Source organism: Flavobacterium sp. TR2 (assembly GCF_025252405.1).
Lineage (GTDB): Bacteria > Bacteroidota > Bacteroidia > Flavobacteriales > Flavobacteriaceae > Flavobacterium.
The window spans coordinates 924,544-946,655 of the sequence record NZ_CP104307.1 but is presented as its reverse complement, the minus strand read 5'-3'; the positions used below and the strand labels follow the sequence as shown (position 1 = coordinate 946,655).

Annotated in this window: 22 protein-coding genes; 10 read left to right on the top strand and 12 right to left on the bottom strand. The window is 35.5% G+C overall.

All coding sequences use genetic code 11. From position 1 onward, the window contains the following. Window position 1 precedes the first annotated feature (1 nt). On the top strand, window positions 2-1,870 hold the full coding sequence (locus N4T20_RS04520) for a hypothetical protein (RefSeq protein WP_260671912.1): 1,869 nt from the start codon (window positions 2-4) through the stop codon (window positions 1,868-1,870). Between the two features lie 96 nt (window positions 1,871-1,966). On the opposite strand, the gene N4T20_RS04515 is transcribed toward N4T20_RS04520, so the two are convergent. The 9 genes from N4T20_RS04515 to hemA all read right to left on the bottom strand — a co-directional run bounded on the left by N4T20_RS04515 (window position 1,967) and on the right by hemA (window position 10,720). After that, window positions 1,967-2,854 carry a fructose bisphosphate aldolase gene (locus tag N4T20_RS04515; RefSeq protein ID WP_409559634.1) on the bottom strand — a complete coding sequence of 296 codons (888 nt, stop codon included), beginning with the start codon at window positions 2,852-2,854 and terminating at the stop codon, window positions 1,967-1,969. A gap of 91 nt (window positions 2,855-2,945) precedes the next feature. Next, window positions 2,946-3,881, bottom strand: a complete 936-nt coding sequence (locus tag N4T20_RS04510) for a DUF4421 domain-containing protein (RefSeq protein ID WP_260671910.1) — start codon at window positions 3,879-3,881, stop codon at window positions 2,946-2,948. Window positions 3,882-3,939: 58 nt separating this feature from the next. Further along, window positions 3,940-4,353, bottom strand: a complete 414-nt coding sequence (gene tnpA, locus N4T20_RS04505) for an IS200/IS605 family transposase (protein WP_260671909.1) — start codon at window positions 4,351-4,353, stop codon at window positions 3,940-3,942. Window positions 4,354-4,879: 526 nt separating this feature from the next. Beyond that, window positions 4,880-5,806: an oxygen-dependent coproporphyrinogen oxidase gene (gene hemF / locus N4T20_RS04500; RefSeq protein WP_260671908.1), complete on the bottom strand. Its 927-nt coding sequence runs from the start codon at window positions 5,804-5,806 to the stop codon at window positions 4,880-4,882. Window positions 5,807-5,811: 5 nt separating this feature from the next. Continuing rightward, window positions 5,812-6,192 (bottom strand): hypothetical protein, encoded by a 381-nt coding sequence (locus N4T20_RS04495; RefSeq protein WP_260671907.1) that lies wholly within the window; start codon window positions 6,190-6,192, stop codon window positions 5,812-5,814. A 61-nt stretch (window positions 6,193-6,253) separates the two neighbouring features. Beyond that, window positions 6,254-7,279: a uroporphyrinogen decarboxylase gene (gene hemE / locus N4T20_RS04490; protein ID WP_260671906.1), complete on the bottom strand. Its 1,026-nt coding sequence runs from the start codon at window positions 7,277-7,279 to the stop codon at window positions 6,254-6,256. Window positions 7,280-7,385: 106 nt separating this feature from the next. Continuing rightward, window positions 7,386-8,051, bottom strand: coding sequence for a uroporphyrinogen-III synthase (locus N4T20_RS04485; protein ID WP_260671905.1), 666 nt, complete (start codon window positions 8,049-8,051; stop codon window positions 7,386-7,388). After that, window positions 8,051-8,974, bottom strand: a complete 924-nt coding sequence (gene hemC / locus N4T20_RS04480; RefSeq protein ID WP_260671904.1) for a hydroxymethylbilane synthase — start codon at window positions 8,972-8,974, stop codon at window positions 8,051-8,053. Before hemC ends, N4T20_RS04485 begins: the two co-directional genes overlap by 1 nt. 495 nt (window positions 8,975-9,469) lie before the next feature. Further along, window positions 9,470-10,720 carry a glutamyl-tRNA reductase gene (gene hemA, locus N4T20_RS04475; RefSeq protein ID WP_260671903.1) on the bottom strand — a complete coding sequence of 417 codons (1,251 nt, stop codon included), beginning with the start codon at window positions 10,718-10,720 and terminating at the stop codon, window positions 9,470-9,472. Between the two features lie 227 nt (window positions 10,721-10,947). On the opposite strand from hemA, the gene N4T20_RS04470 reads away from it, so the two are divergent. The 7 genes from N4T20_RS04470 (at window position 10,948) to N4T20_RS04440 (ending at window position 17,252) form a co-directional block, all read left to right on the top strand. Then, the gene (locus N4T20_RS04470) at window positions 10,948-11,823 is read left to right on the top strand and encodes an AraC family transcriptional regulator (RefSeq protein ID WP_260671902.1); all 876 of its coding nucleotides are present in this window, start codon (window positions 10,948-10,950) and stop codon (window positions 11,821-11,823) included. Between the two features lie 212 nt (window positions 11,824-12,035). Beyond that, window positions 12,036-13,049 carry a ferrochelatase gene (gene hemH / locus N4T20_RS04465; RefSeq protein WP_260671901.1) on the top strand — a complete coding sequence of 338 codons (1,014 nt, stop codon included), beginning with the start codon at window positions 12,036-12,038 and terminating at the stop codon, window positions 13,047-13,049. Between the two features lie 16 nt (window positions 13,050-13,065). Next, on the top strand, window positions 13,066-13,638 hold the full coding sequence (locus tag N4T20_RS04460; protein WP_260671900.1) for a hypothetical protein: 573 nt from the start codon (window positions 13,066-13,068) through the stop codon (window positions 13,636-13,638). Further along, window positions 13,638-14,186: a CopD family protein gene (locus N4T20_RS04455; RefSeq protein WP_260671899.1), complete on the top strand. Its 549-nt coding sequence runs from the start codon at window positions 13,638-13,640 to the stop codon at window positions 14,184-14,186. The genes N4T20_RS04460 and N4T20_RS04455 overlap by 1 nt, the downstream gene beginning before the upstream one ends. A 322-nt stretch (window positions 14,187-14,508) precedes the next feature. Then, on the top strand, window positions 14,509-15,924 hold the full coding sequence (locus N4T20_RS04450; RefSeq protein ID WP_260673094.1) for an ATP-binding protein: 1,416 nt from the start codon (window positions 14,509-14,511) through the stop codon (window positions 15,922-15,924). A gap of 11 nt (window positions 15,925-15,935) precedes the next feature. Further along, window positions 15,936-16,718, top strand: coding sequence for an enoyl-CoA hydratase/isomerase family protein (locus N4T20_RS04445; RefSeq protein WP_260671898.1), 783 nt, complete (start codon window positions 15,936-15,938; stop codon window positions 16,716-16,718). Between the two features lie 135 nt (window positions 16,719-16,853). Then, window positions 16,854-17,252: a hypothetical protein gene (locus N4T20_RS04440; protein WP_260671897.1), complete on the top strand. Its 399-nt coding sequence runs from the start codon at window positions 16,854-16,856 to the stop codon at window positions 17,250-17,252. A gap of 187 nt (window positions 17,253-17,439) precedes the next feature. On the opposite strand, the gene N4T20_RS04435 is transcribed toward N4T20_RS04440, so the two are convergent. The 3 genes from N4T20_RS04435 to N4T20_RS04425 form a co-directional block, all read right to left on the bottom strand. Further along, entirely contained in the window at window positions 17,440-18,093 is a 654-nt protein-coding gene (locus N4T20_RS04435) for a metal-dependent transcriptional regulator (protein WP_260671896.1), read from the bottom strand. A gap of 96 nt (window positions 18,094-18,189) precedes the next feature. Next, window positions 18,190-20,058 carry an Nramp family divalent metal transporter gene (locus tag N4T20_RS04430; RefSeq protein WP_260671895.1) on the bottom strand — a complete coding sequence of 623 codons (1,869 nt, stop codon included), beginning with the start codon at window positions 20,056-20,058 and terminating at the stop codon, window positions 18,190-18,192. 74 nt (window positions 20,059-20,132) lie between these two features. After that, a complete protein-coding gene (locus N4T20_RS04425) occupies window positions 20,133-20,525 on the bottom strand; it encodes a Fur family transcriptional regulator (RefSeq protein WP_260671894.1) in 393 nt (130 codons plus the stop codon). 93 nt (window positions 20,526-20,618) lie between these two features. Between N4T20_RS04425 and N4T20_RS04420 the strand changes: the two genes are divergently transcribed. Then, window positions 20,619-20,972, top strand: coding sequence for a MerC domain-containing protein (locus N4T20_RS04420; protein ID WP_260671893.1), 354 nt, complete (start codon window positions 20,619-20,621; stop codon window positions 20,970-20,972). A 119-nt stretch (window positions 20,973-21,091) separates the two neighbouring features. Further along, window positions 21,092-22,006, top strand: a complete 915-nt coding sequence (locus tag N4T20_RS04415) for an NAD(P)/FAD-dependent oxidoreductase (protein ID WP_260671892.1) — start codon at window positions 21,092-21,094, stop codon at window positions 22,004-22,006. Window positions 22,007-22,112 lie beyond the last annotated feature (106 nt).

The window sequence follows — 22,112 nt, the reverse complement described above, 5'->3', positions numbered from 1 at the left end:
TATGAAGCATTTTTACACTTTAATTTTTCTATTTGCCGCGTATTTCGGTTTCGGACAAACCAGTCCGGATAAATACGATTATTTTGTACAGTTTAACGGAAATCAGCTTTCTAAAAAAGTCAATATAAACGATTTGCTGAATCATCCTATATTGACCAAATACACCAGCAAAAAACCTGATTTTGATCTTCGCCAATATACTTCAATCATTCAATTAGATCAAAAAATTACGGTTCATGGGAATTTCTTAGACAGTGTTCCATTTTATCAAGTTACCATTCCGATAAAAAGCAAAGAAGCCGTAAGCCAATATCTGATTGAAAAACAAGGTGCAAACGGAAAAAACAGCACAATTGAAGAATTTGGAAAGTATGCTGTTTTTACGCCAAGCGGCTTAAAGAGATCTTTTGTTTGGAATGATAACTATCTTGTCATCTTTGAATTGACCAAGAGACTTCCTACCAAATTTTATGCTTCTCCAGATGGGCCTCCTGTTTTAAACGATTCGATTGCGGTAACAGAGGCGTACGAAGAAACAGCAATTGTAGAAACTCCAGCAGTATATGGAGCAGAAGAAGCACAAAATCCGCCAAAAATAGCCGAACCTGCTGTAATGCGTGACGAACCAGTTGCAGTTGATGCTCAAGCGGGTACTGAAAATCAGGATTATTTGTACGATGGAAATCCGTACGAAGAATACACGGCTGAACAGGCAGAATTTGATAAAAAACTTGCCGAGCAGCAAAGAGAAATTTTAAAAGCTTTATTTGAGAATGGTTTTACGGCGCCGAGCTTTTCAAAAATAAATGTTTCGGCAGATATTTCGTCTTGGGTAAATTATAGCGGTTTAATGTCGAGTTTCTATTCGCTATACAATTATCCCCTCGCGCTGTTTGGGGGTTATGATAAATACCTGCCTATGCAGAAGAACTTTGGGAATTTTATAAAAGGCATCAATTTGGATTTTTATTTTGATAATGATAATGCCCGAATTGAAGAAGTGGTTGAATATGCTACAGACATTGCGGCTGTTGTAAGCAAAATCAGCGATAGAAAAATCAACAAAAACATCTTTAATTATTTCCCTTCAGAAAAACCATTAGGCTACATTTCGTATCACGCCAATACAAAAGCGGCACTTGAGAACTTTCCGTCATTAACGGCAGAATTATTTCAAAATCCAAAATTTGTCAAGGAAGATATTACACTCATTACCGATTTAATTTCTACGATCGTTGACGAAGAAGCAACTGCAAAGCTTTTTGACGGCGATTTAAGCGCTTTTTTATACGATACTAAAGAAGTTGAGGTTATGACCAAAAAATATGATTACGATGAGAATTATGAAGAAAAAATAACGGAAGAAAAAGTAAAAAAAGATATCCCGCTGTTTTCTGTCATTTTTACTTCGACTCATCCGACTTTTGGAGACAAATTGCTGCAATTGGGCGTTCGTAAAAAAGTGCTGGTTCCAAATGGAAATTCATTTATTGTGGTTGGAACGCAGGAGTACGGCGATATTTTTATTGCCAAAGAGAAAGATGTTGTAATTGTTGCCAATACAAAAGATTATTTTGGCGCAGGAAAAGGTTCTTTTGCCAAAGAAGCAAAGAAGAATTTGAGTAAAAACTACATTTCTGGAAAGCTGGATATTGCACAAACCGTGAAAACATTTGGAAAAAATGCAAAAGATTCGGAATTGGATCGAATGGCCAAAATTTCATCTCAGTTTTCAGATGTATCGATAGAATCTCCTAAAAAGCTAATTGACAATAAATTGAAATTTGTTTTTAAACTAAACTCTTTCAAGTCTGATAAAAACATTATCCTACAGACTTTGGATTTAGCAGAAGAAATGACTTCTAAATAATCAAAAAAGAAAATCCCTGAAACAGTATTGCATCAGGGATTTTTTTATTCAAAAAAAACAATTCATTCCGTAGGAACGTTAGGTTATTTCAGTTTGCTAAGTAATTGAAGCCTGATAAATGCCTTTAATGGTTTCCTGTAATTCATTATTAAAATCTTCATCAGATTGATCTGCGCTGAGACCTTCAGACAATGCTCTTGAAAAACTGGCAATCAACCCGTGGTTTTGAGAGAGTTTTAGATTTGCTTCTTCACGAGAGTATCCGCCCGAAAGCGCTACAACGCGAACCACGTGCGGGTCTGAAATAAGGTCTTGGTAAAAATTGCTCACAGTCGGAATCGAAAGTTTCAGCATCACTTTAACGTCTTTGTCCAATAAATGAAGCTGTTTTTGAATTTCTTCTTTCAGAATCTGTTCCGATTTCTCTTTATCGGCACTGTAAATATCAACCTCAGGTTCTATAATTGGAATCAATCCTTTATTGAAGATTTGTTTTCCTATTTCAAATTGCTGTTTTACAACTTCCACAATTCCTTTAGGATTGGCTTCTTTAATAACAGAGCGCATTTTAGTGCCAAAAATGCTTCGTTCGACAGCACGATCCAATAATTCGTCTAAACCTGAAATTGGTTTCATGAGCTGTACGCCGTCTGCTAATTCCGCAAGCCCCTTATCTACTTTCAGAAAAGGAATAATATGTTTTTTCTCCCATAAAAAATCTGCTGTCCATTGCCCGTCGATTTTACGGTCCATTGTATTTTCAAACAAAATAGCACCGAGAATGTATTGGCGGTCAAAAGCTGGACTTTTAATAATTCTGGTTCTCATTTCATGTACAAGCGTGTACATTTCTTCGTCATTTGAATATTGATTTTCCTGTATGCCATATTGCAATAAAGCTTTTGGCGTGCTTCCGCCACTTTGGTCTAATGCCGCAATGAAACCTTTTCCTGAGTGCATGAGATTTAACTGTTCGCTGTTTATATTTTTCATAACAATGAATTTTAGTTTTTTATAAATCTCTGTAATTTAAGCATTTTAGTTGGGCTTACAGCTTATTTAGAGTTAAGATTTCTTATAGGCCAATTTTTGCATTGACCTTATCATAAATTTCTTTAACCTTTTTTGGAGGATCAAATCGGTAGCCAATAGAGAGCTTTACAGTAGCAATATTATCATTTAATCTTGGGTCAACTTTCTCGTCTTGTGCAAAACTGACTGTATTGAGACTCGCAAAACCAAAGAAACGGTCATTATTATAGGCCAGTTTTAAGTTGAAATCGGCTTGATACAATGCTGAGCTGTCACCATCAATATCATTGATTCCGGCTCCCAAAGCAAGTCCAGCACCAATTAAAACCCGATTGCTGATTACAAAATTGTAAAAATAGGCGGGAGCCAAAGTAAAAACATAAATATCGGCAGGAGACGAATCGGGAGTGTTTAAATCGATATTGGTATAATAAAAAGAGAACGATGGAATAAAACTGCCAGAACTCTTAGTCTGCCATTCGTTTTGGCTTACCAATGTTTTAAAGGAAAATTTATCATTAAAGACGTAAGAAGTAGATCCGCCAATTTTTGTGGTACGCATATTGGGCAGCTGGGCCGTAATGTTGTCATCGCTAATATAAAACCCTTTTTGATTGATAAAAGTAAACGACTGCATCCATTTTTTTAAGTAAAAACGGGTATTGAAATTAAAATGCTTAGAATGCGAATCGCCTTTATTCTGACTAAGGAATTTGGGCGCAAAACCAAAACCAACATCAATAATTTTATAGTTAAGATTAAAACCAATCTGTTCTCTACGATTCGGAATCAGATTTACATACATTTTTGAATCCTGACCTGTGGCAATCTGAAAGCTATTGGAAGTGTCTAAATAATAAATACTAGCAGTAATTTTATCATTGTATGATTTAAAATACGGATTCTGCACAGTGTCTTTTTGGGCAAAACACCCCAAAATGCCAGCAAAGAAAGTAGTGTAAATCAGTTTTAAGGTCATGTAAATAATAATTAATTATGGCATTGTAAAAAAAGTACCAGAGGAGCGGCATAAAAAATTAAACATCATCAAAAATATATTCTTCTTCGAATGTTTTAGTTCTATGGTGTTCTTCTTGATTTTCAATGTACTTTATAACATTTGTCAATTGCGAATGGCTATGTGAAAAAGCACCAAAACCAGCCTGCCATTCAAAATTCCCGTTTATCCATCTTTGTTCATTAATGAATTTGGAAGAACTCGATTTAATGTCTCGTACCAAATCTGATAATGCAATATTTGGTTTTATTCCAACTAAGATATGAATATGATCCGGCATTCCGTTTATTGCAATCAGTTTTTGTTTCTGATTGGTAATAATTCCTGTAATGTATTTATAAATTTCATTTTTCCATTTTTTGGAAATCAAGTTTTGTCTTCCTTTTACAGCAAAAACAATTTGAACATACAATTGCGAATAGGTGTTTGCCATTTCTTATTAAAATTATTAGGGAGCAAAGCTAATTAATAATTTTAAATTTGTAAGATAAGTATTGTTTTTTTTTGTGCTGAATAATATGTCGCCCCTCTGGGGCTTTATGTAGATGGGGATAATTGTTCTATAAACATTTCGCTCCGCTGGAGCTTTTGCTTAGGGTTGTAATTTGGATTCTATAAATATGCCGCCCTTTTAGGGCTTTATGTAGATGAACATTCATTTGTCCTATAAACATTTCGCTCCGCTGGAGCTTTGCTTAGGGTTGTAATTTGGATTCTATAAATATGTTGCCCTTTTAGGGCTTTATGTAAATGAACATTCATTGTCCTATAAATATTTCGCTCCGGTGGAGCTTTTACCTTGTGCTGTCATTTGGATTGTTATAAATATTTCGCCTCTCTGGGACTATTGAAATAAAAAAATGCTCCATCGGAGCAAAATATTTATAGCAATTGAAATGACAACCAAAAAAAGAAGCCCCAGCGGGGCGACATATTATTAAATAAAATAAAATTTTAATCTATGAAACCCACTCACGCGGATTTGCCAAAACGTTGATTAATTTCTCTTCTTCGCTTCCTGCTTCTGGATGATGATCGTACACCCATTGCACGTGCGGAGGAAGACTCATTAAAATACTTTCGATTCTTCCATTGGTTTTTAAACCGAACAAAGTTCCTTTATCATGAACCAGATTGAACTCGACATAACGTCCACGGCGAATTTCTTGCCAAGTTCTTTGCTCAGGTGTATATGGAAGATTTTTTCTTCTTTCCACAATCGGAACATACGCTTCAAGGAAACTATTTCCAACTTCAGTTACAAAATCATACCAGTTTTCCATTGACATTTGTTCATTTGCTTTGCAATAATCAAAGAACAAACCGCCAAGTCCGCGAGCTTCATTTCTGTGGGCATTCCAAAAATAAGTATCACATTGCTTTTTATATTTTGGATAAAACTCAGGATTATGTTTATCGCAAGCGGTTTTACAAGTCTGATGAAAGTGTTTTCCATCTTCTTCAAACAAATAATAAGGCGTTAAATCTTGTCCGCCGCCAAACCATTGCTCGATAACTTTTCTTGGCTCTGTACTGAGCGAAGACGAAGTGTCATACATTTCAAAATAACGCCAATTCGCGTGAACCGTTGGTACCATTGGATTTTTCGGATGTAAAACCAAACTCAAACCGCACGCAAAAAAGTCAGCTTCGCCAACGCCAAACATTTTTTGCATTGTTTCTGGCAATTTTCCGTGAACGGCTGAAATGTTTACACCGCCTTTTTCGAAAACCGAACCGTTTTCAATAACGCGCGTTCTTCCGCCTCCGCCTTCCGCACGTTTCCACAAGTCTTCACGAAATTTTGCAGTTCCGTCAACAGCTTCTAATCCAGCGCAGATCTGGTCTTGTAAATTTTGTATGTAGGCGTAAAATTTATCTTTCATTGTAATTATTTTTTGGCTTTCGCCGAAGCAATTTTAGCATTTATTCCAAAAGAAAAAACTTTGCTTTCTTGCTGAATATATTGATAAATAGCTAAAGCTTTATCAGTAAAATTATAATTTTCGTCTTTTGAAAGTTCCAATAAAATATCAGCAAATTGTTCCAGATGCTCCCAATCAAAATGAAGACGCATTAATAATGTGATTAAATCTTCATTGGAATAATTAATCAAACTTTCAAAGTTCAATCCAAATTCTTTGAGCAGATCTTCAAGATCTGACTTTTGCAGATGATTTAAAGGATAAGGCACAAAAACAAGCGTTCGTAACGTTTTGAGAACGTTATCGATTCTTATTTTTTCTTCGTCTCTTAAGCCTTTGTTTAACATATTTCTACGTCTCCTGCAAGGTTTTCAAAACCTTGTAGAAAGTCAATTTAATATTGAAATATTATTGTCCGTATTCCTTAACCGCGTCAATAAACGCTTTTGCGTGATCTACAGGGATATTTGGTAAAATTCCGTGACCTAAATTTACAACATATTTATCTTTTCCGAATTCGTCGATCATTTCGTGAACCATTTTCTTGATAGTCGGAATTGGAGATAGTAATCTCGACGGATCGAAATTTCCTTGTAAAGTAATATTTCCACCAGATAAGTAACGAGCGTTTCTTGCAGAACAAGTCCAGTCAACTCCTAATGCAGAAGCTTTACTTTTACCCATTTCGCCAAGAGCAAACCAGCATCCTTTTCCAAAAACAATAACTGGAGTAACTTCCGCCAAAGCGTCAACAATCTGGTTGATGTACTTCCATGAAAATTCCTGATAATCAACAGGAGAAAGCATTCCTCCCCAAGAGTCAAAAATCTGAACCGCATTTACTCCCGATTTTACTTTTTCCTTCAAATATAAAATAGTAGTGTCTGTGATTTTTTGCAATAAAGTATGTGCTGCAACTGGATTTGAAAAACAGAATCCTTTTGCAGTATCAAAGCTTTTAGATCCTTTTCCTTCAACAGCATAACAGAAAATTGTCCACGGCGAACCTGCAAAACCAATTAAAGGCACTTCATCGTTCAGCATTTCCTTAGTCAATTTCACAGCATTGAAAACGTAACCTAAAGTTTCATTTACATCTGGAACATAAACCTGATTTACTTGCTCCATTGTACGAATTGGATTCGGAATTATCGGGCCCAAATTGTCTTTCAATTCTACGTGAATTCCCATAGCTCGGGGCACTACCAAGATGTCTGAAAATAAAATCGCGGCATCTGGAGCAATTCTTCGAATTGGCTGAACAGTAATTTCCGCCGCTAATTCTGGAGTTTCACAACGCGTGAAGAAATCATATTTATCACGAAGTTCTCTAAATTCTGGTAAATATCTTCCCGCTTGACGCATCATCCATACTGGCGGACGCTGAACAGTTTCTCCTTTTAATGCTTTTAAAAATAGGTCGTTTTTTAACATCTCTTATTTGTTTTTCCTGCAAGGTTTTCAAAACCTTGTAGGTATTGTTTGTTGATTTATATTTAAACCTACAAGGTTTTGAAAACCTTGCAGGATGTTGTAAACATTACTTGTATTCGTGAATTACATCTTCAATCACATCCTCAATTGTAGGCTGATCTGCGACGATGATGTTTTTTGTGATTTTTGATAAAGCTTCTGCAGTGGTGTCGCCAATACAAAAGCAGATTTGTTTATTTATTTCGTTGTCTTTCAGGTAACTTTTAACGCCAGACGGACTAAAAAACAAAATCGCTTCTGGATTTGCTTTTATTTTCTGAGGCTGTAAAGAAGTTTCGTAAACCTGAATTTCGTTGAATTTAATTCCGGCTTCTTTTAAAGCTTCTGGCAAAGTGTCTCTCCTCAAGTTTCCGCTGAAAAAAGTATAGCTTTCATTTCTATAAATCAAAGTGATGATTTCAGCCAAATCCGAAGCGTAACCTGTGTAAGCTACAACGTTGAACCCGTGGTCTGTCAATAAAGTTTTGGTTTTCAGACCAACGCAGTATACGTTTTTCTTCTTCAACTGCTCTGAATACGGATTCGATAAAACGCTGTGAACAGCATTTTGGCTCGTAAAAATCAGACTTTCGTTGAGGTCTTTTAATTCGAAAGGTTTATTTGCGGTTTTGATGAAATCGGCTTCGATTACTTCGACTCCATATTTCATTAGTTCTTGCTTATGAAGAGGAGATAATATTTTAGTAGATAGTATTTGAACAGGGTTTGCCATTATTTTTTCAGGGATTCTTTGATTTGCTGCATTAATTCCGTTCCTCCATTATTCAAAATCTCCTGAGCCGAATTGAAGCCTAACTTTTTCCACTCTGAAATATCAACTATTTTGTCGATTTCCAATTTTTGTTTTCCATCGATAGAAAGTAAAACACCTTGAAAATGGAGCGTGTCTTCGTCTTCATTATAAGTAACCAAAGCTCCGATAGGGGCAGTGCATCCGCCTTCAAGCGTTCTTAAAAACTGACGTTCGATATGCGTGCAGATTTCAGTTTCTATGTCATTTAATTGAGAAAGCGCATCCAGAGTATAATTGTCATTTTCCATTGCCACCACAAGCATTGCTCCTTGTGCAGGCGCGGGAATCATCCAATCTAAATTGATGTAATTTTCAGGTTTTAAGTTAATGCGTTCTAAACCTGCAGCTGCAAAAACAGCTCCGTCCCAATTATTATCTTGCAGTTTTTGCATACGTGTGTTTACGTTTCCGCGCAAATCGACCACCGTATGGTTAGGATATTTATTGAACCATTGTGCCTGGCGTCTAAGACTTCCCGTTGCAATGGTGCTTGGGTTTGTGAAATCGGGATTTCCTTTATGGACTAAAATGTCCAGAACATTGGCTCTTGGCAAAACAGCTCCCTGGACAATTCCTTTTGGCAAGGCCGTTGGAACATCTTTCATAGAATGCACCGCAATATCAATATCGCCATTGATCATTGCTATATCTAAGGTTTTAGTAAAGATTCCTGTGATTCCTAATTCGTAAAGTGGCTTATCAAGAATAATGTCACCCTGAGATTTAACCGCAACAATTGAGGTTTTGTAGCCTAAGTCGTTTAGTTTTTTCTCTACAGTGTGTGCTTGCCAAAGTGCTAATTCGCTGTCGCGCGTTCCTATTCTGATTGTTTTTTCAGCCATGTTTTGTTTTTTTGAACCATATAAGTTATATAAGTAATTTAAGCTGTTTGGGTAAAATGGCAGCTTTTAAATGAACTTATATAACTTTTTTTTGAACCATATAAGTTATGTAAGTAATTTAAGTCGTTGCGGTAAAACACAGTTTTAAATGAACTTATATAACTTTTTTTTGAACTATATAAGTTATGTAAGTAATTTAAGTCGTTGCGGTAAAACACAGTTTTAAATGAACTTGTATAACTTTTTTTTGAACCATATAAGTTATGTAAGTAATTTAAGTCGTTGCGGTAAAACACAGTTTTAAATGAACTTGTATAACTTTTTTTGAACTATATAAGTTATGTAAGTAATTTAAGTCGTTGTGGTAACACACAGTTTTAAATGAACTTGTATAACTTTTTTTGAACTATATAAGTTATGTGAGTAATTTAAGTCGTTGTGGTAACACGCAGTTTTTAAATGAACTTATATAACTTATATGGTTTAAAATTTTATTTAAGATGCTTTTATTTTGAAGACTTTTTCGATCCATTCGATGCTTTCATCGACCATAGTGTCGTCGTCTTTTAAATGATTTGCAAAATGAGTAGTGATTTTCTGAATGATTCTGTTGCTGATGATTTCAGCTTGCTCTTCGTTGAAATCAGCGATTTTTTTGCTTTGAAAATCCAATTCTGAAGCTTTAATTGCGTTTAATTTCTCTTTTAAAGCATTAATTGTCGGAGCAAATTTTCGTCCTTTCATCCAAGTCACAAATTCTTCTTTGATTTCTTCGATGATGGCTTCGGCCGCTGGAATATGTAATTTTCTGTTTTCCAAAGTTTCATCCGTCAGCTGAGACAAATAATCCATGTGGATTAACGTTACGCCTTCTAATTCCTCAACATTTTCGTGTACGTTTTTCGGAATCGATAAATCCAGAATCAATAAAGGTTTTTTAAGATTCAGAATCGCTTTGTCAACTGTTGGGTTTTGCGCGCCTGTGGCAACAACCACGACATCGGCTTTTTGAAGTTCTAAATGCAGTTCAGAGTAATCTTTAACAATAAGATTTAATTTTCCTGCTAATTTCTCTGCCTTATCTTTAGTTCGATTTATTAATGTGATGTGCTCATTTTTAGTATGTTTTACCAAATTCTCGCACGTATTTCTTCCGATTTTACCAGTTCCAAAAAGCAAAATGTTTTTGTTGCTGATATCCTCAACGTTTTTAAGGATGTATTGTACCGACGCAAAAGAAACTGATGTAGCGCCAGAACTAATCTCTGTTTCAGTTTTAATTCTCTTGCTCGCCTGAATTACTGCATTCACCAATCTTTCCATAAAAGCATTTGCTAAACCTAAAGATTTTGAATGAGTAAAACTGGTTTTAATTTGAGATATAATTTCGAAATCGCCTAGAATCTGACTATCTAATCCAGTTCCTACGCGAAATAAATGATTGATTGCTTCTTGATTTTTGTAAACGAAACCAACTTTTTGAAAAGCGTCAACAGAACCATTGCTGTTATCGCAAATCAATTTTATTAATTGAAATGGATGTTCTGCAAAACCGTAAATTTCGGTTCTGTTGCAGGTTGAAGTTACAATTAAACTTTCTATTCCTTCGTTTTTAGCTTGTTCCAGCAGACGAGTCTTCGCAACAGCATCCAAACTAAATTGACCTCTGACCTCAGCATCAGCTTTTTTATAACTCAGACCAACTGAGTAAAAATAAAGGTGTTTCGGTACGTTATTGTTTTCCATAAATTCACTTTCATAAAAGTGCAACAAAATTATTACTATACCATCGATAAAAATAACGCTAAAAGTACTTTTTATGTCGCTGTATGTTTTTTTAAACCTAAATGGGTGTTTTTGACTAAAAAGGACTACTTTTGTAGCAAAATCAACTCGTTTGAAGCGATTAGTTTAGAGTCGTTCTAAATAACATTTGAACTTTGTTTTGATTTTAGTTTCAAAAAAATATCGCTATGGGTTCTCAAGAAATTATTAAAATTGAAGACGACTTTACGCTGATCCGTTTTCAAAATGACAGTCTGGAGCCATTTTATGCACAGCATGAAATAATAGGTACTGGTCTGATACAGTTTCACTTCGGGATAAAAGGAAATGCAAAATTCTTGTTCAATCAAGGCAGTTATGCTTTAGAATTGAAAGAAGAAAAATCACTGCTTTTGTATAATCCGCAGAAAGAATTACCGCTGAATTTAGAATTGGCTCCAAATTCTTGGGCAATTTCGGTAATTGTATCGATTAAGAAATTTCACGCGTTATTTTCTGCCGAAGCTGATTATATTACTTTTTTAAGTCCTGATAATAAGGATAAAAAATATTATAACGAAGGAAATATCAGTCCCTCAATGGCCATTGTTTTAAGTCAGCTGTTTCATTATAACCTACATCCATCCATAAAAAACCTTTATTATAAAGGAAAAGGATACGAATTGTTGAGTTTGTATTTTAACAGAACGGAAGATCCAAATGCAGAACAATGTCCGTTTTTGATTGATGAAGATAATGTTTTGAAGATCAGAAAAGCCAAAGAAATTGTAATTGCCAATATGGCCGAACCGCCAGGATTGCAAGAATTGGCAGACGAAATTGGCTTGAATTTGAAAAAACTGAAAATGGGTTTCAAACAAATTTACGGCGATACGGTTTATGGTTTTCTGTTTGATTACAAAATGGATTTCGCTAGAAAATTATTAGACAGCGGTTCTTATAATGTGAACGAAGTAGGCTTGAAAATTGGTTACAGCACAGGAAGTCACTTCATCGCAGCATTCAAAAAGAAATTCGGAACAACGCCAAAAAAATATTTAATGTCGATTAATGCGAATGTTTAATTTTTCTTTTGCCGCTAATTAGCACGAATTAAAAAATCTGCGAAATCTGCGTGGAAAATTTTGACAATATTGATTTTAGATATTCAACAATAATTAAAAAGTAATAAATATCATATTTCGATAAAGTATCATGAAATACTTTTGCCGAGATTTTTAAAAATAAATAAAAAGCTTAAAGCCCAATGCTTAAAGCCTAAAGCAAAAAATACATAATGAAAGGCGTATTATTAGTAAACTTAGGATCTCCAGAAAGTCCAACTCCAAAAGATGTAAAACCTTATTTAGATGAATTTTTAATGGATAAATACGTGATCGACGTTCCGTATTTATTGAGAGCATTATTAGTTCGCGGTATTATTTTAAGAAAAAGACCAGAAGAATCGGCGCACGCTTACGCGAAAATCTGGTGGGAAGAGGGTTCGCCGTTAGTGGTTCTTTCAGAAAGAATGCAGAAAAAGGTTCAGCCACTTGTAAATGTTCCAGTTTCTTTAGCAATGCGTTACGGAAGTATGACGATCGAAAAAGGACTTCAGGAATTAAGTGATAAAGGAGTTACAGATGTAATGCTTTTTCCTTTATATCCACAATATGCAATGGCTTCAACTTTAACTATTTTAGTAAAAGCAGAAGAAATTCGCAAGAAAAAATTCCCTCACATGAAATTTACTGATGTTCCAGCATTTTACAACAAACCGGACTACATCAAGAATTTAGCAGATTCTATTCAAAAACATCTAGTTGGATTTGAGTATGATCATTTGTTGTTTTCATATCACGGAATACCAGAACGTCATATCCGCAAAACTGATGTGACCAAATCGCATTGTAAAATTGACGGGTCTTGTTGTAATACGCCATCTCCGGCGCATGAATTCTGCTACCGCCATCAATGTTATGAAACAACAAGACAAGTTGTTAAATTACTAGGACTTTCTGAAGACAAATATAGTTTAACTTTCCAGTCTCGTTTAGCAGGAGATAAATGGTTAGAGCCATATACCGATGTCGAAATTGACAATATGCCAGCAAAAGGAATCAAAAAATTAGCAGTTGTAACCCCAGCTTTCGTTTCAGATTGTTTAGAAACTTTAGAAGAAATCGCCATGCGCGCCAAAGAAGATTTTGAAGCAAATGGAGGAGAAGAGTTCTTAGCAATTCCTTGTTTGAATGACGATGATGAATGGTGCCAGACAGTTTCTAACTGGATTAATGATTGGGCAAAATAATTTCAATTTCGTATAAATGAATAGATTAAAAAAAATTTCGATTCTACTTTTTGTTTTAGTAGCGATAGCTGGATGCAAAAAGAAAAACACTTTTGAAAACAATCGTTTTTTTGACAAAACATTCAATTGGGAGATTGCAATTCCTGATGATTATGAGAAGGTAATTCAAAAGGAAAAAGGAGAAGTTAAAGGAGATGACGCTTTATTGAAAAAAGAAAACGCTATTGTAGCTTTTAAGAGAGATGAAGCCAATTACTTTACGGCCAATTACGAAAATTACACTGCCGCAGATGCTCAAGGGGTTGATTTAAAGATGCGATTAAAAGATTTTCTTCTTTTAAAAGATGTTGGGAAAATTTATCCGAAAGGCAAAATGGGAGATTACTTGGTAAGCAGTGAGAACGTTTCGGGTTTAGAATTTAGAAAATCTAAAATCGAAATTACCGAAGAGGGCAAAAGAGTTGCTACAATGGTAATTTTTTCGAGAGGATTTGGAGACAAAATCTTTATCGCTTCAATAGTATATGAAAATGAAGATTATGGCAGAGATATGATTGATCTTTTTAAAAAATCGAGTTTTAAAAAATAATGGAATATTATAACTATTTAAAATCACTGCATCTCATTTTTGTAATCACTTGGTTTGCAGGTTTGTTTTATATTGTGCGTCTGTTTGTTTACCAAATTGAAGCCAATGAAAAGCCTTCGCCAGAAAAAGAAATTTTACAAGCGCAATACAAAATAATGGCCTACCGTTTGTGGTACATTATTACATGGCCATCGGCAGTTTTGGCAAGTATTTTTGCTTTTTGGATGCTGTTCTTTACAGATGCAGGCCATATTTGGATTAAAATGCCGTGGATGCACGTAAAATTATGTTTCGTTTTCCTTTTGTATTTATACCACGGAAAATGCCATCAGATTTTTAAGCAATTGCAGCGAGATGAAGTAAAATATTCTAATAATTTTATGCGTTTGTGGAATGAAGGCGCAACGATTATTCTATTTGCCGTTGTATTTTTAGTAGTTTTAAAAAGTGCCATCAATTGGATTTTCGGCGTAATAGGAATCATTTTATTTTCGGTCTTAATTATGCTGGGATTCCGTTTTTACAAACGAATCCGCGAAAAAAAATAAAAAGGCAGCCACGAATTACACAAATTGACGCTAATTTTATTTAACCACCGATTAAACGGATTATTTTTAGATTATGTTAAAAATCATTTTAATCTTGTCAATCTGTGACTAAAATTATCAAAATTTGATTCGTGCGAATTGCTGTAATTAGTGGCGAAAAAAAATAGTTTTTTAGTTTCAGGTTTCAAGTTTCAGGTTTCAAGTTGCCAAACGTAACAAAACCTGAAACTTGAAACTTGAAACTTGAAACAAATAAAACAAAAAGAAAATGCTAAACTTCAAAATGTCAATGCTGTCTCTTCGTACCAGGATTTTCCTGTCGATGATTGTATTGATTGTTGTAGCATCTTTTTTATTGGCTTCTATTTCGATCATTCAGTTTAAGACTGAAGCCAAAGAATACCATCAGGAACGTTTAGAACGTAAAGAAAATGCGGTAAAAGAACACATCAATTATGTTCTCGCAACTACAACGTATCCGCTCAAAACTCAGAATTTAGATTTGATCTTTAAAGATAAAATTCATGAGCTGGCACAGATTCACAAAATCGAAATCAATATTTACAGTTTGGACGGAAAACTGCTCAAATCTTCTAAAGAGTCGTTTGCCGTTGATAAAATTGCACCGCCAATTCCAGAATACATTCTGAAACTCGTTCGTTCTTCTATCGAAAAGCGTTTTGTGGACATTAAAACCATCGATGGCGTTAAGAACAGATCTTCGTACAGTTTAATTAAAGACGAAAAATTCAAACCACTCGGAATCCTTAATCTTCCCTATCTAGAAGATGATGGATATTATGACAATGAGCTGAATACTTTCCTAATCCGTTTGAGCCAGGTATATTCTTTTATGCTGATTGTGGCTTTTGCGCTCGCTTATTTTCTTTCTACTTACATCACAAAATCTTTAAAAACGATTTCTGAAAGATTGGAAGAGACAAATTTGGATCAGAAAAACGAAAAAATTGTTCTGGAAGCCAATAGCAAAGAAGTCAATTTCTTGATTGAGGCCTACAACGGAATGGTGGACAAACTGGAAAAAAGTGCCATTAAACTTGCCCAAAGCGAACGTGAAGAAGCATGGCGAGAAATGGCAAAACAAGTAGCGCACGAAATCAAGAATCCGCTTACACCGATGCGTTTGACGGTTCAGAGTTTTCAGAGAAAATTTGATCCCTCTGCGCCAGATGTAAAACAGAAAATGAATGATTACTCCGAAACCTTAATTCAGCAGATTGATACCATGACCGCTGTGGCTTCGGCATTTTCAAACTTTGCGTCGATGCCTGCCCAGCAGAATGAAACGTTAAATGTGGTTGAAGTTGTCGAACTGGCTCTAGATATTTTTAATGAAGATTATATTTCTTTTGAAAAGGAAGAAGACGAAATCATATCTAAAATGGATCGTACGCAATTAATCCGCGTTATTACCAATTTGGTTAAAAATGCGACTCAGGCCATTCCGGAAAGCCAGTTTCATAAATCGATTGTGGTGACCGTAAAAAGACAGGACAACAATGTTGAAATCGCGGTAAAAGACAACGGAATCGGAATCCAAAAGCAAGATATAGGAAGAATTTTCGAACCAAAATTTACAACCAAGACTAGCGGTATGGGACTTGGACTCGGAATTATCAAAAACATTATCGAAAATTACAAAGGAACAATTACCTTTGAATCAACTTACGGAAAAGGAACTACGTTTACAGTTTCTCTCCCTATCACCAACTCATAAAATTTACCGTCATGAATTACGAAAATATCTTAATTTCAATCGAAGAAAAAGTTGCTACAATTACGATTAACAGACCAACCAAATTGAATGCCTTAAACAAAGCAACAATTAGTGATCTGAGTGATGCCATCCAATCATTGGCTAAAAATGATGATGTTCGCGTTGTTATTTTAACCGGAAGCGGAGAAAAAGCTTTTGTTGCTGGAGCAGATATTTCGGAATTTGCCAATTATACTGTCGTTGAAGGCGCACAATTAGCGGCTGAAGGGCAAGAATCGTTATTTGATTGCATTGAAAATCTTAAAAAGCCCGTAATTGCTGCTGTGAATGGTTTCGCTCTTGGCGGAGGATTAGAATTAGCAATGGCTTGTCATTTTAGAATTGCTTCTGATAATGCTAAAATGGGGCTTCCAGAAGTTACTCTAGGGTTAATTCCAGGTTACGGAGGAACACAGCGTTTGCCGCAATTGATTGGAAAAGGCCGTGCAATGGAATTGATTATGACCGCAGCAATGATTACTGCCGAACAAGCAAAAGATTATGGTTTGGTAAACCACGTTGTGCCGCAAGAAGAACTTTTATCGTTTACAACTGTAATTGCTCAAAAAATAATTAAAAATGCGCCATTTGCTATCGGTAAAGCAATAAAAGCTATCAATGCGAATTTCAAAGACGGCAAAAATGGTTTTGACACTGAAATAAAATCATTCGGAGAATGTTTCGGAACCCAAGATTTCAAAGAAGGAACAACTGCCTTTTTAGAAAAACGTAAAGCAGAATTTACAGGAAAATAATTTTTTTTAACCGCAAAGGTCCCAAGAGATAACGTAAATCTTTGCGAACTTTGCGGTTAAATAATAAACAAAGGTTTTAAAAACTTAGTCCCGAAACTTCGGGATAGTATCTCAGAACCTTAGCAACTTAAAAAAATGTACGAACCAATATTTGCCCTTTTTTGTGAACGAGTTAAAGAAAGCATCCAATCAGGAACTTTCGCAAAACTGACTTTGGCCAAAACGATGGGAGACACAGAGCTTAAAAATGTCTATTTCAGATTGGTTCTGAACGAAGATAATACATTCTCTATTTCGCTGACTTTTCGATATAAAACAGAAGAGATTGAGAGCATTCACACTTTAGACGAAGCTTTACTGATTTTAGGGTCACACATCAAAAAACCTTTCTTAACAGCGCTTTTATTCACAACAGATGATGATGTGACTTTCAAAGTAAATAAAAAGAACGCAGGAAGCATTATTGAGCAAGCGCCAACATTTAAAAATGCTTCGCCAGTTATGCTGGAAATGATTGAAAAAGGGATTGTTTAAATAGATAACTAATTTGTCAGGCTGAGCGGAGTCGAAGCCAACGTTTGCTGAATCACTTTGCGTGGGGGGCTTCGACTCCGCTCAGCCTGACAAAGATTTCGCTCAGCCTGACAAAAAAATAAAACCTTTACAATTACTTAGCGTATCTCTGCGAAATTTTTTCCGCGTGTCTTTGCGGAATAAAGTGCTAAACCAGCTTCACAAACAAATTAGAAGCAATTTTATTAGAAATAGATAATTCTCTTTCATTCACTTTAATTTTAACCGATAAATCGAAAGATTCTTTAGAAAGGAATTCAATCTTAGAACCTAAAGCAATTCCTTGTTTATCGAGATATTTCAAAAACTCCGAAGAAGTGTCTTTTACACCAACACAAACACCGGTTTGACTTTCTTCTAATTCTGATAAAAGCTGTTTTTCGATTTTAATAATTCGTCCATTTGCATCAGGAATTGGGTCACCGTGCGGATCTTCAGTTGGATTTCCTAAAAAATCATCCAAACGGTTTATAAGCTGTTCCGATTTGATATGTTCCAATTGCTCGGCAATATCGTGCACTTCATCCCAGCTGAAATTTAGTTTTTCAACCAGAAAGACTTCCCATAAACGATGTTTTCTAACAATCATTTTGGCGGCCAGTTTTCCGTTTTCAGTCAAAGAAACCCCTTGGTATTTTTTATAATTAACCAAATCTTTCTCTGCCAGCTTTTTGAGCATATCGGTTACAGAGGAAGCTTTCGTTTCCATAATTTCTGCAATTGCATTCGTACTGACTTCTGTTTCTGATGCAGCAGTCAGATGATAGATCGATTTAAGGTAGTTTTCTTCTGAAAAAGTCATTTTTTTTCTTTTTGAGGAACAAAGTTGCAAAGGAACAAAGGTTCAAAGCAGTAAATCTTTGTGCCTTTGCAACTCTGAACCTTTGAATCTGGAAATTTATTTAACAATCAACAAAGGTATTGAAATTTTATGTCTCAATTTATCTACCGTTGTGCCGAAAAGAATATCTTTTAGTCCAGTGTGGCCGTGGGTCCCCATGACAAGAATATCGAACTGGCCTTCGTTTATGATTTTCGGAATTACGGTGTTTGGTTTTCCAAAACCAAGTTCTGTTTTGATCTTGAATCCTTTATCTGAAAGCATATCTTTGTATTTCAGCAATAATTTCTCATCGATTGTGGTTTCATAATCATGAACATTGACGCCATACATTAAGGCTCCGACTGTTTCTACAATGTGAATGAGGGTGTATTCTGTGTCAATGCCGCCCAATTCAAAGGCTTTGTTCAAAGCAGCTTCGTCAGCATTTGAGAAATCTACAGACACTGCAATGTTTTTAATGCTCTTGCTTTCTCTTGGCGAAAACTTCAATTTAAGATTGTGAGGCGAATGATTTATAGCTTTTGATTTGAATTTGGCTATAAATGGTTTGAAAACAATGTATAGCAATAAAGCCAAAAATCCGAAAGCTAAAGGAACAACCGTAAACCAAAGAACCATTGGGTGCTCCGAACTTGCCAGCCAGGAGGTAATTTCGTCATAAACCAATTTGGCATTCAGAGAAACAATGATAGACGCAATAATCCAAGAGACAACTTGGGTGGTTCTAGAAATATGAAAACCTTTCATTTTAGATTTATCACTCACAAAATGAATCAGCGGAATAATGGCAAATCCTAATTGTAAACTTAAAATAACTTGGCTGAGAATAAGCAATTTCCCTGTCACGCTTTCGCCATAAATCAAAATCACAATAACGGCAGGAATTATGGCAATCAAGCGCGTTATAATTCTACGGACCCAAGGCTGAATTCTAAAATGCAGGTAGCCTTCCATTACAATTTGCCCAGCAAGCGTTCCCGTTACCGTCGAACTTTGTCCTGCGGCAATTAAAGCCACAGCAAATAAGATAGGTGCCCATTTGGTTCCCAGCAACGGTTCTAGAAACTGGTGTGCGTCTTGAATTTCCGCTACTTCATACATTCCGTTTTTGTGGAAAGTTGCGGCGGCAAGGATCAAAATGGCCGCATTTACAAAAAAAGCGAGATTTAAAGCAATCGTAGAATCGATCAGATTGTATTTTAAAGCTTGTTTGATTCCTGCGGGCGTTCTGTCAAATTTTCGGGTTTGCACTAAAGACGAATGCAGATACAAATTGTGCGGCATAACGGTTGCCCCGATAATTCCGATCGCAATATACAAAGCTGCAGAATTTGGAATAGAAGGAATAAGCCCCGCTAAAACTTTATGCACTTCTGGTTCTGCAAAAATCATTTCGAAAATAAAGGAGAAGCCAATTATAGCCACCAAAGCAATAATGAAGGCTTCCATCTTGCGGATTCCTTTATTGATCAGGAAAAGCAGTAAAAAGGTGTCTAAAACGGTAATCAGAACGGCTTCCAGCAACGGAATTCCGAAAAGAAGGTTAATTCCGATCGCCATTCCGAGAACTTCTGCCAAATCACAAGCAGCAATGGCGATTTCGGCTAAAAAATATAAAATGTAGTTGATGTATTTGGAATAGGTTTCTCGGGAGGCTTGCGCAAGATCACGCTGCGTTACAATTCCGAGGCGCGCACTTAAGCTCTGCAAAAGCAAAGCCATTAAATTACTCATTAATAAAACCCAGACTAAAGTGTAGCCAAATTGGCTTCCGCCGGCAATATCGGTTGCCCAATTTCCTGGATCCATATAACCAACGCTCACAAGATAGGCGGGACCTAAGAAAGCTAAAATTTTTCTAAACCCTTTTTTTTTGTTTTCGGTCGAAACCGATTCGTGGACTTCTTCTAAAGATTTAGTCATTGTAAAAGTATTGTTTTCACAAATATAGAGAAAAATTATATTCGCGAAACAATATTTTTAGACGAGTCTAAAAGTTAAATGTTAGAATTTAAACAATTCGGACATAATCCTGATAGCGTAAAATTGATTTCGTTCACTTTGTAATTATGCGGCATAATATAACTTGGCTTTACATTTTCTAGGCAGGTAATTTCGTGACAATTTTCGCAGCTGAAATGTGCATGGTTATGAATGTGTACACGCTGGTGCGAATGATTGCATTTGGCATACTTTACCGTTCCGTCGAGATTTGAAATTTTATGGATAACATCTTCATTAATCAAACGGTCCAAAATTCTGTAAATGGTAACACGATCGCACAAATCATTTAATTGTTTGTGAATTTCGGTATGCGAAAGAGCGGTCTTAGATTTCTCAAACACCTCTAAAACAGCTGTTTTTGCTGCGGTATTACGTGTAGCTTTCATTTTTTGTCGAATTAAAAATTAAACGCAACAATGTTGCAATTGATAAAATTGTATATATTTGCAACAAAATTGCATTAAGCAAATGTACACGAAATGAAGAAAATAAGCACATCGTTTTACGATATTTTAGGAATTTCAAGCGCAACCATTTGTCTGGTTCATTGTTTGATTTTTCCTCTTTTAACGATTCTGCCTTTAGGGCTGAGTCACAATCCGATTATAGATTTACTATTTGCTTCGATAGGTTTATTTGCAATTCTCAAAATTATAAAAAAATCATCTCTTTTGGTATCGTCCATTTTAGTTGTTTCAATGGCGCTCATCTGGATTAGTGTTTTGACAGAACTTTTATTAGACATTCATCTGGATTTGATTTATTTCGGAGGAATCGGAATGATTATCGGGCATTTGATCAATTACAAATTACATAGAAATCAAAATCATTAAAATAACCCCTTGGGTGAAAGTAAAACTTAATCTAAACACGTAGAAACATAGATTTTATTGTTTCTTTTTAAGGGTACAGAAAAAGCAAGCTTTAAAACTCAACCGATTAAAATAAAAATATGGAACAGAAGCATTTTGAAGTGATTATCATTGGCGGCAGCTACAGCGGATTATCTGCTGCAATGAGTTTAGGACGCTCTTTGCGTCAGGTTTTAGTTATCGATAGTGGCCTGCCTTGCAATAGGCAAACGCCGCATTCTCATAATTTTATTACGCAAGATGGTGAAAAGCCCGCAGTTATTTCGGCGAAAGCCAAATTGCAAGTCGACATTTACAAAACGGTCCATTTTTATAACGGACTTGCTTTAAAAGCTCTTAAAACAGAAAAAGGTTTCGAAATTGAAACAGAATCAGGAGCTATTTTTACTTCGAGAAAAGTTTTGTTTGCAACAGGAGTCAAAGATTTGCTGCCAGAAATTGAAGGTTTTGCCAATTGCTGGGGAATTTCGGTTTTACATTGTCCGTATTGCCATGGTTACGAAGTTAAAAATGAAAAAACAGCGATTATAGCCAATGGAGAAATGGGATTTGAGTATGCAAAACTAATCTCCAATTGGACTAAGGATTTGAGATTATGCACTAACGGAAAATCGGAATTGACCTCGGAACAAAACCAAACGCTTAAAAATCATGGCGTTTTAATTTTAGAAGAAGAAATAGATTCTTTTGATCATACGGATGGACATATTGAAAACATCATTTTTAAGAACGGAGAAAAAGTTGAAGTAAAAGCGATTTATGCCAAACCGCCTTTTGAGCAGCATTGTCCAATCCCCGAAACTTTGGGATGTGATAGCAGCGAACAAGGATTGCTGAAAGTTGATGCGATGCAGAAAACAAACATTCCAGGCGTTTTTGCAAGTGGAGATTGCACAACTCCAATGAGATCTGTAGCAATTGCGGTTTCTACGGGATCTTTTGCTGGAGCTGTAATTAATAAAGAACTTATTGATGAAGATTTTGTTTTAGAATAATTGATTGAACCATATAAGTGATCTAAGTTCATTTCAGCATAAACTTAAGTTTTCTTATATGACTTATATGGTTTTAAAAAAAATATAACATCTTGATTTAAATCGG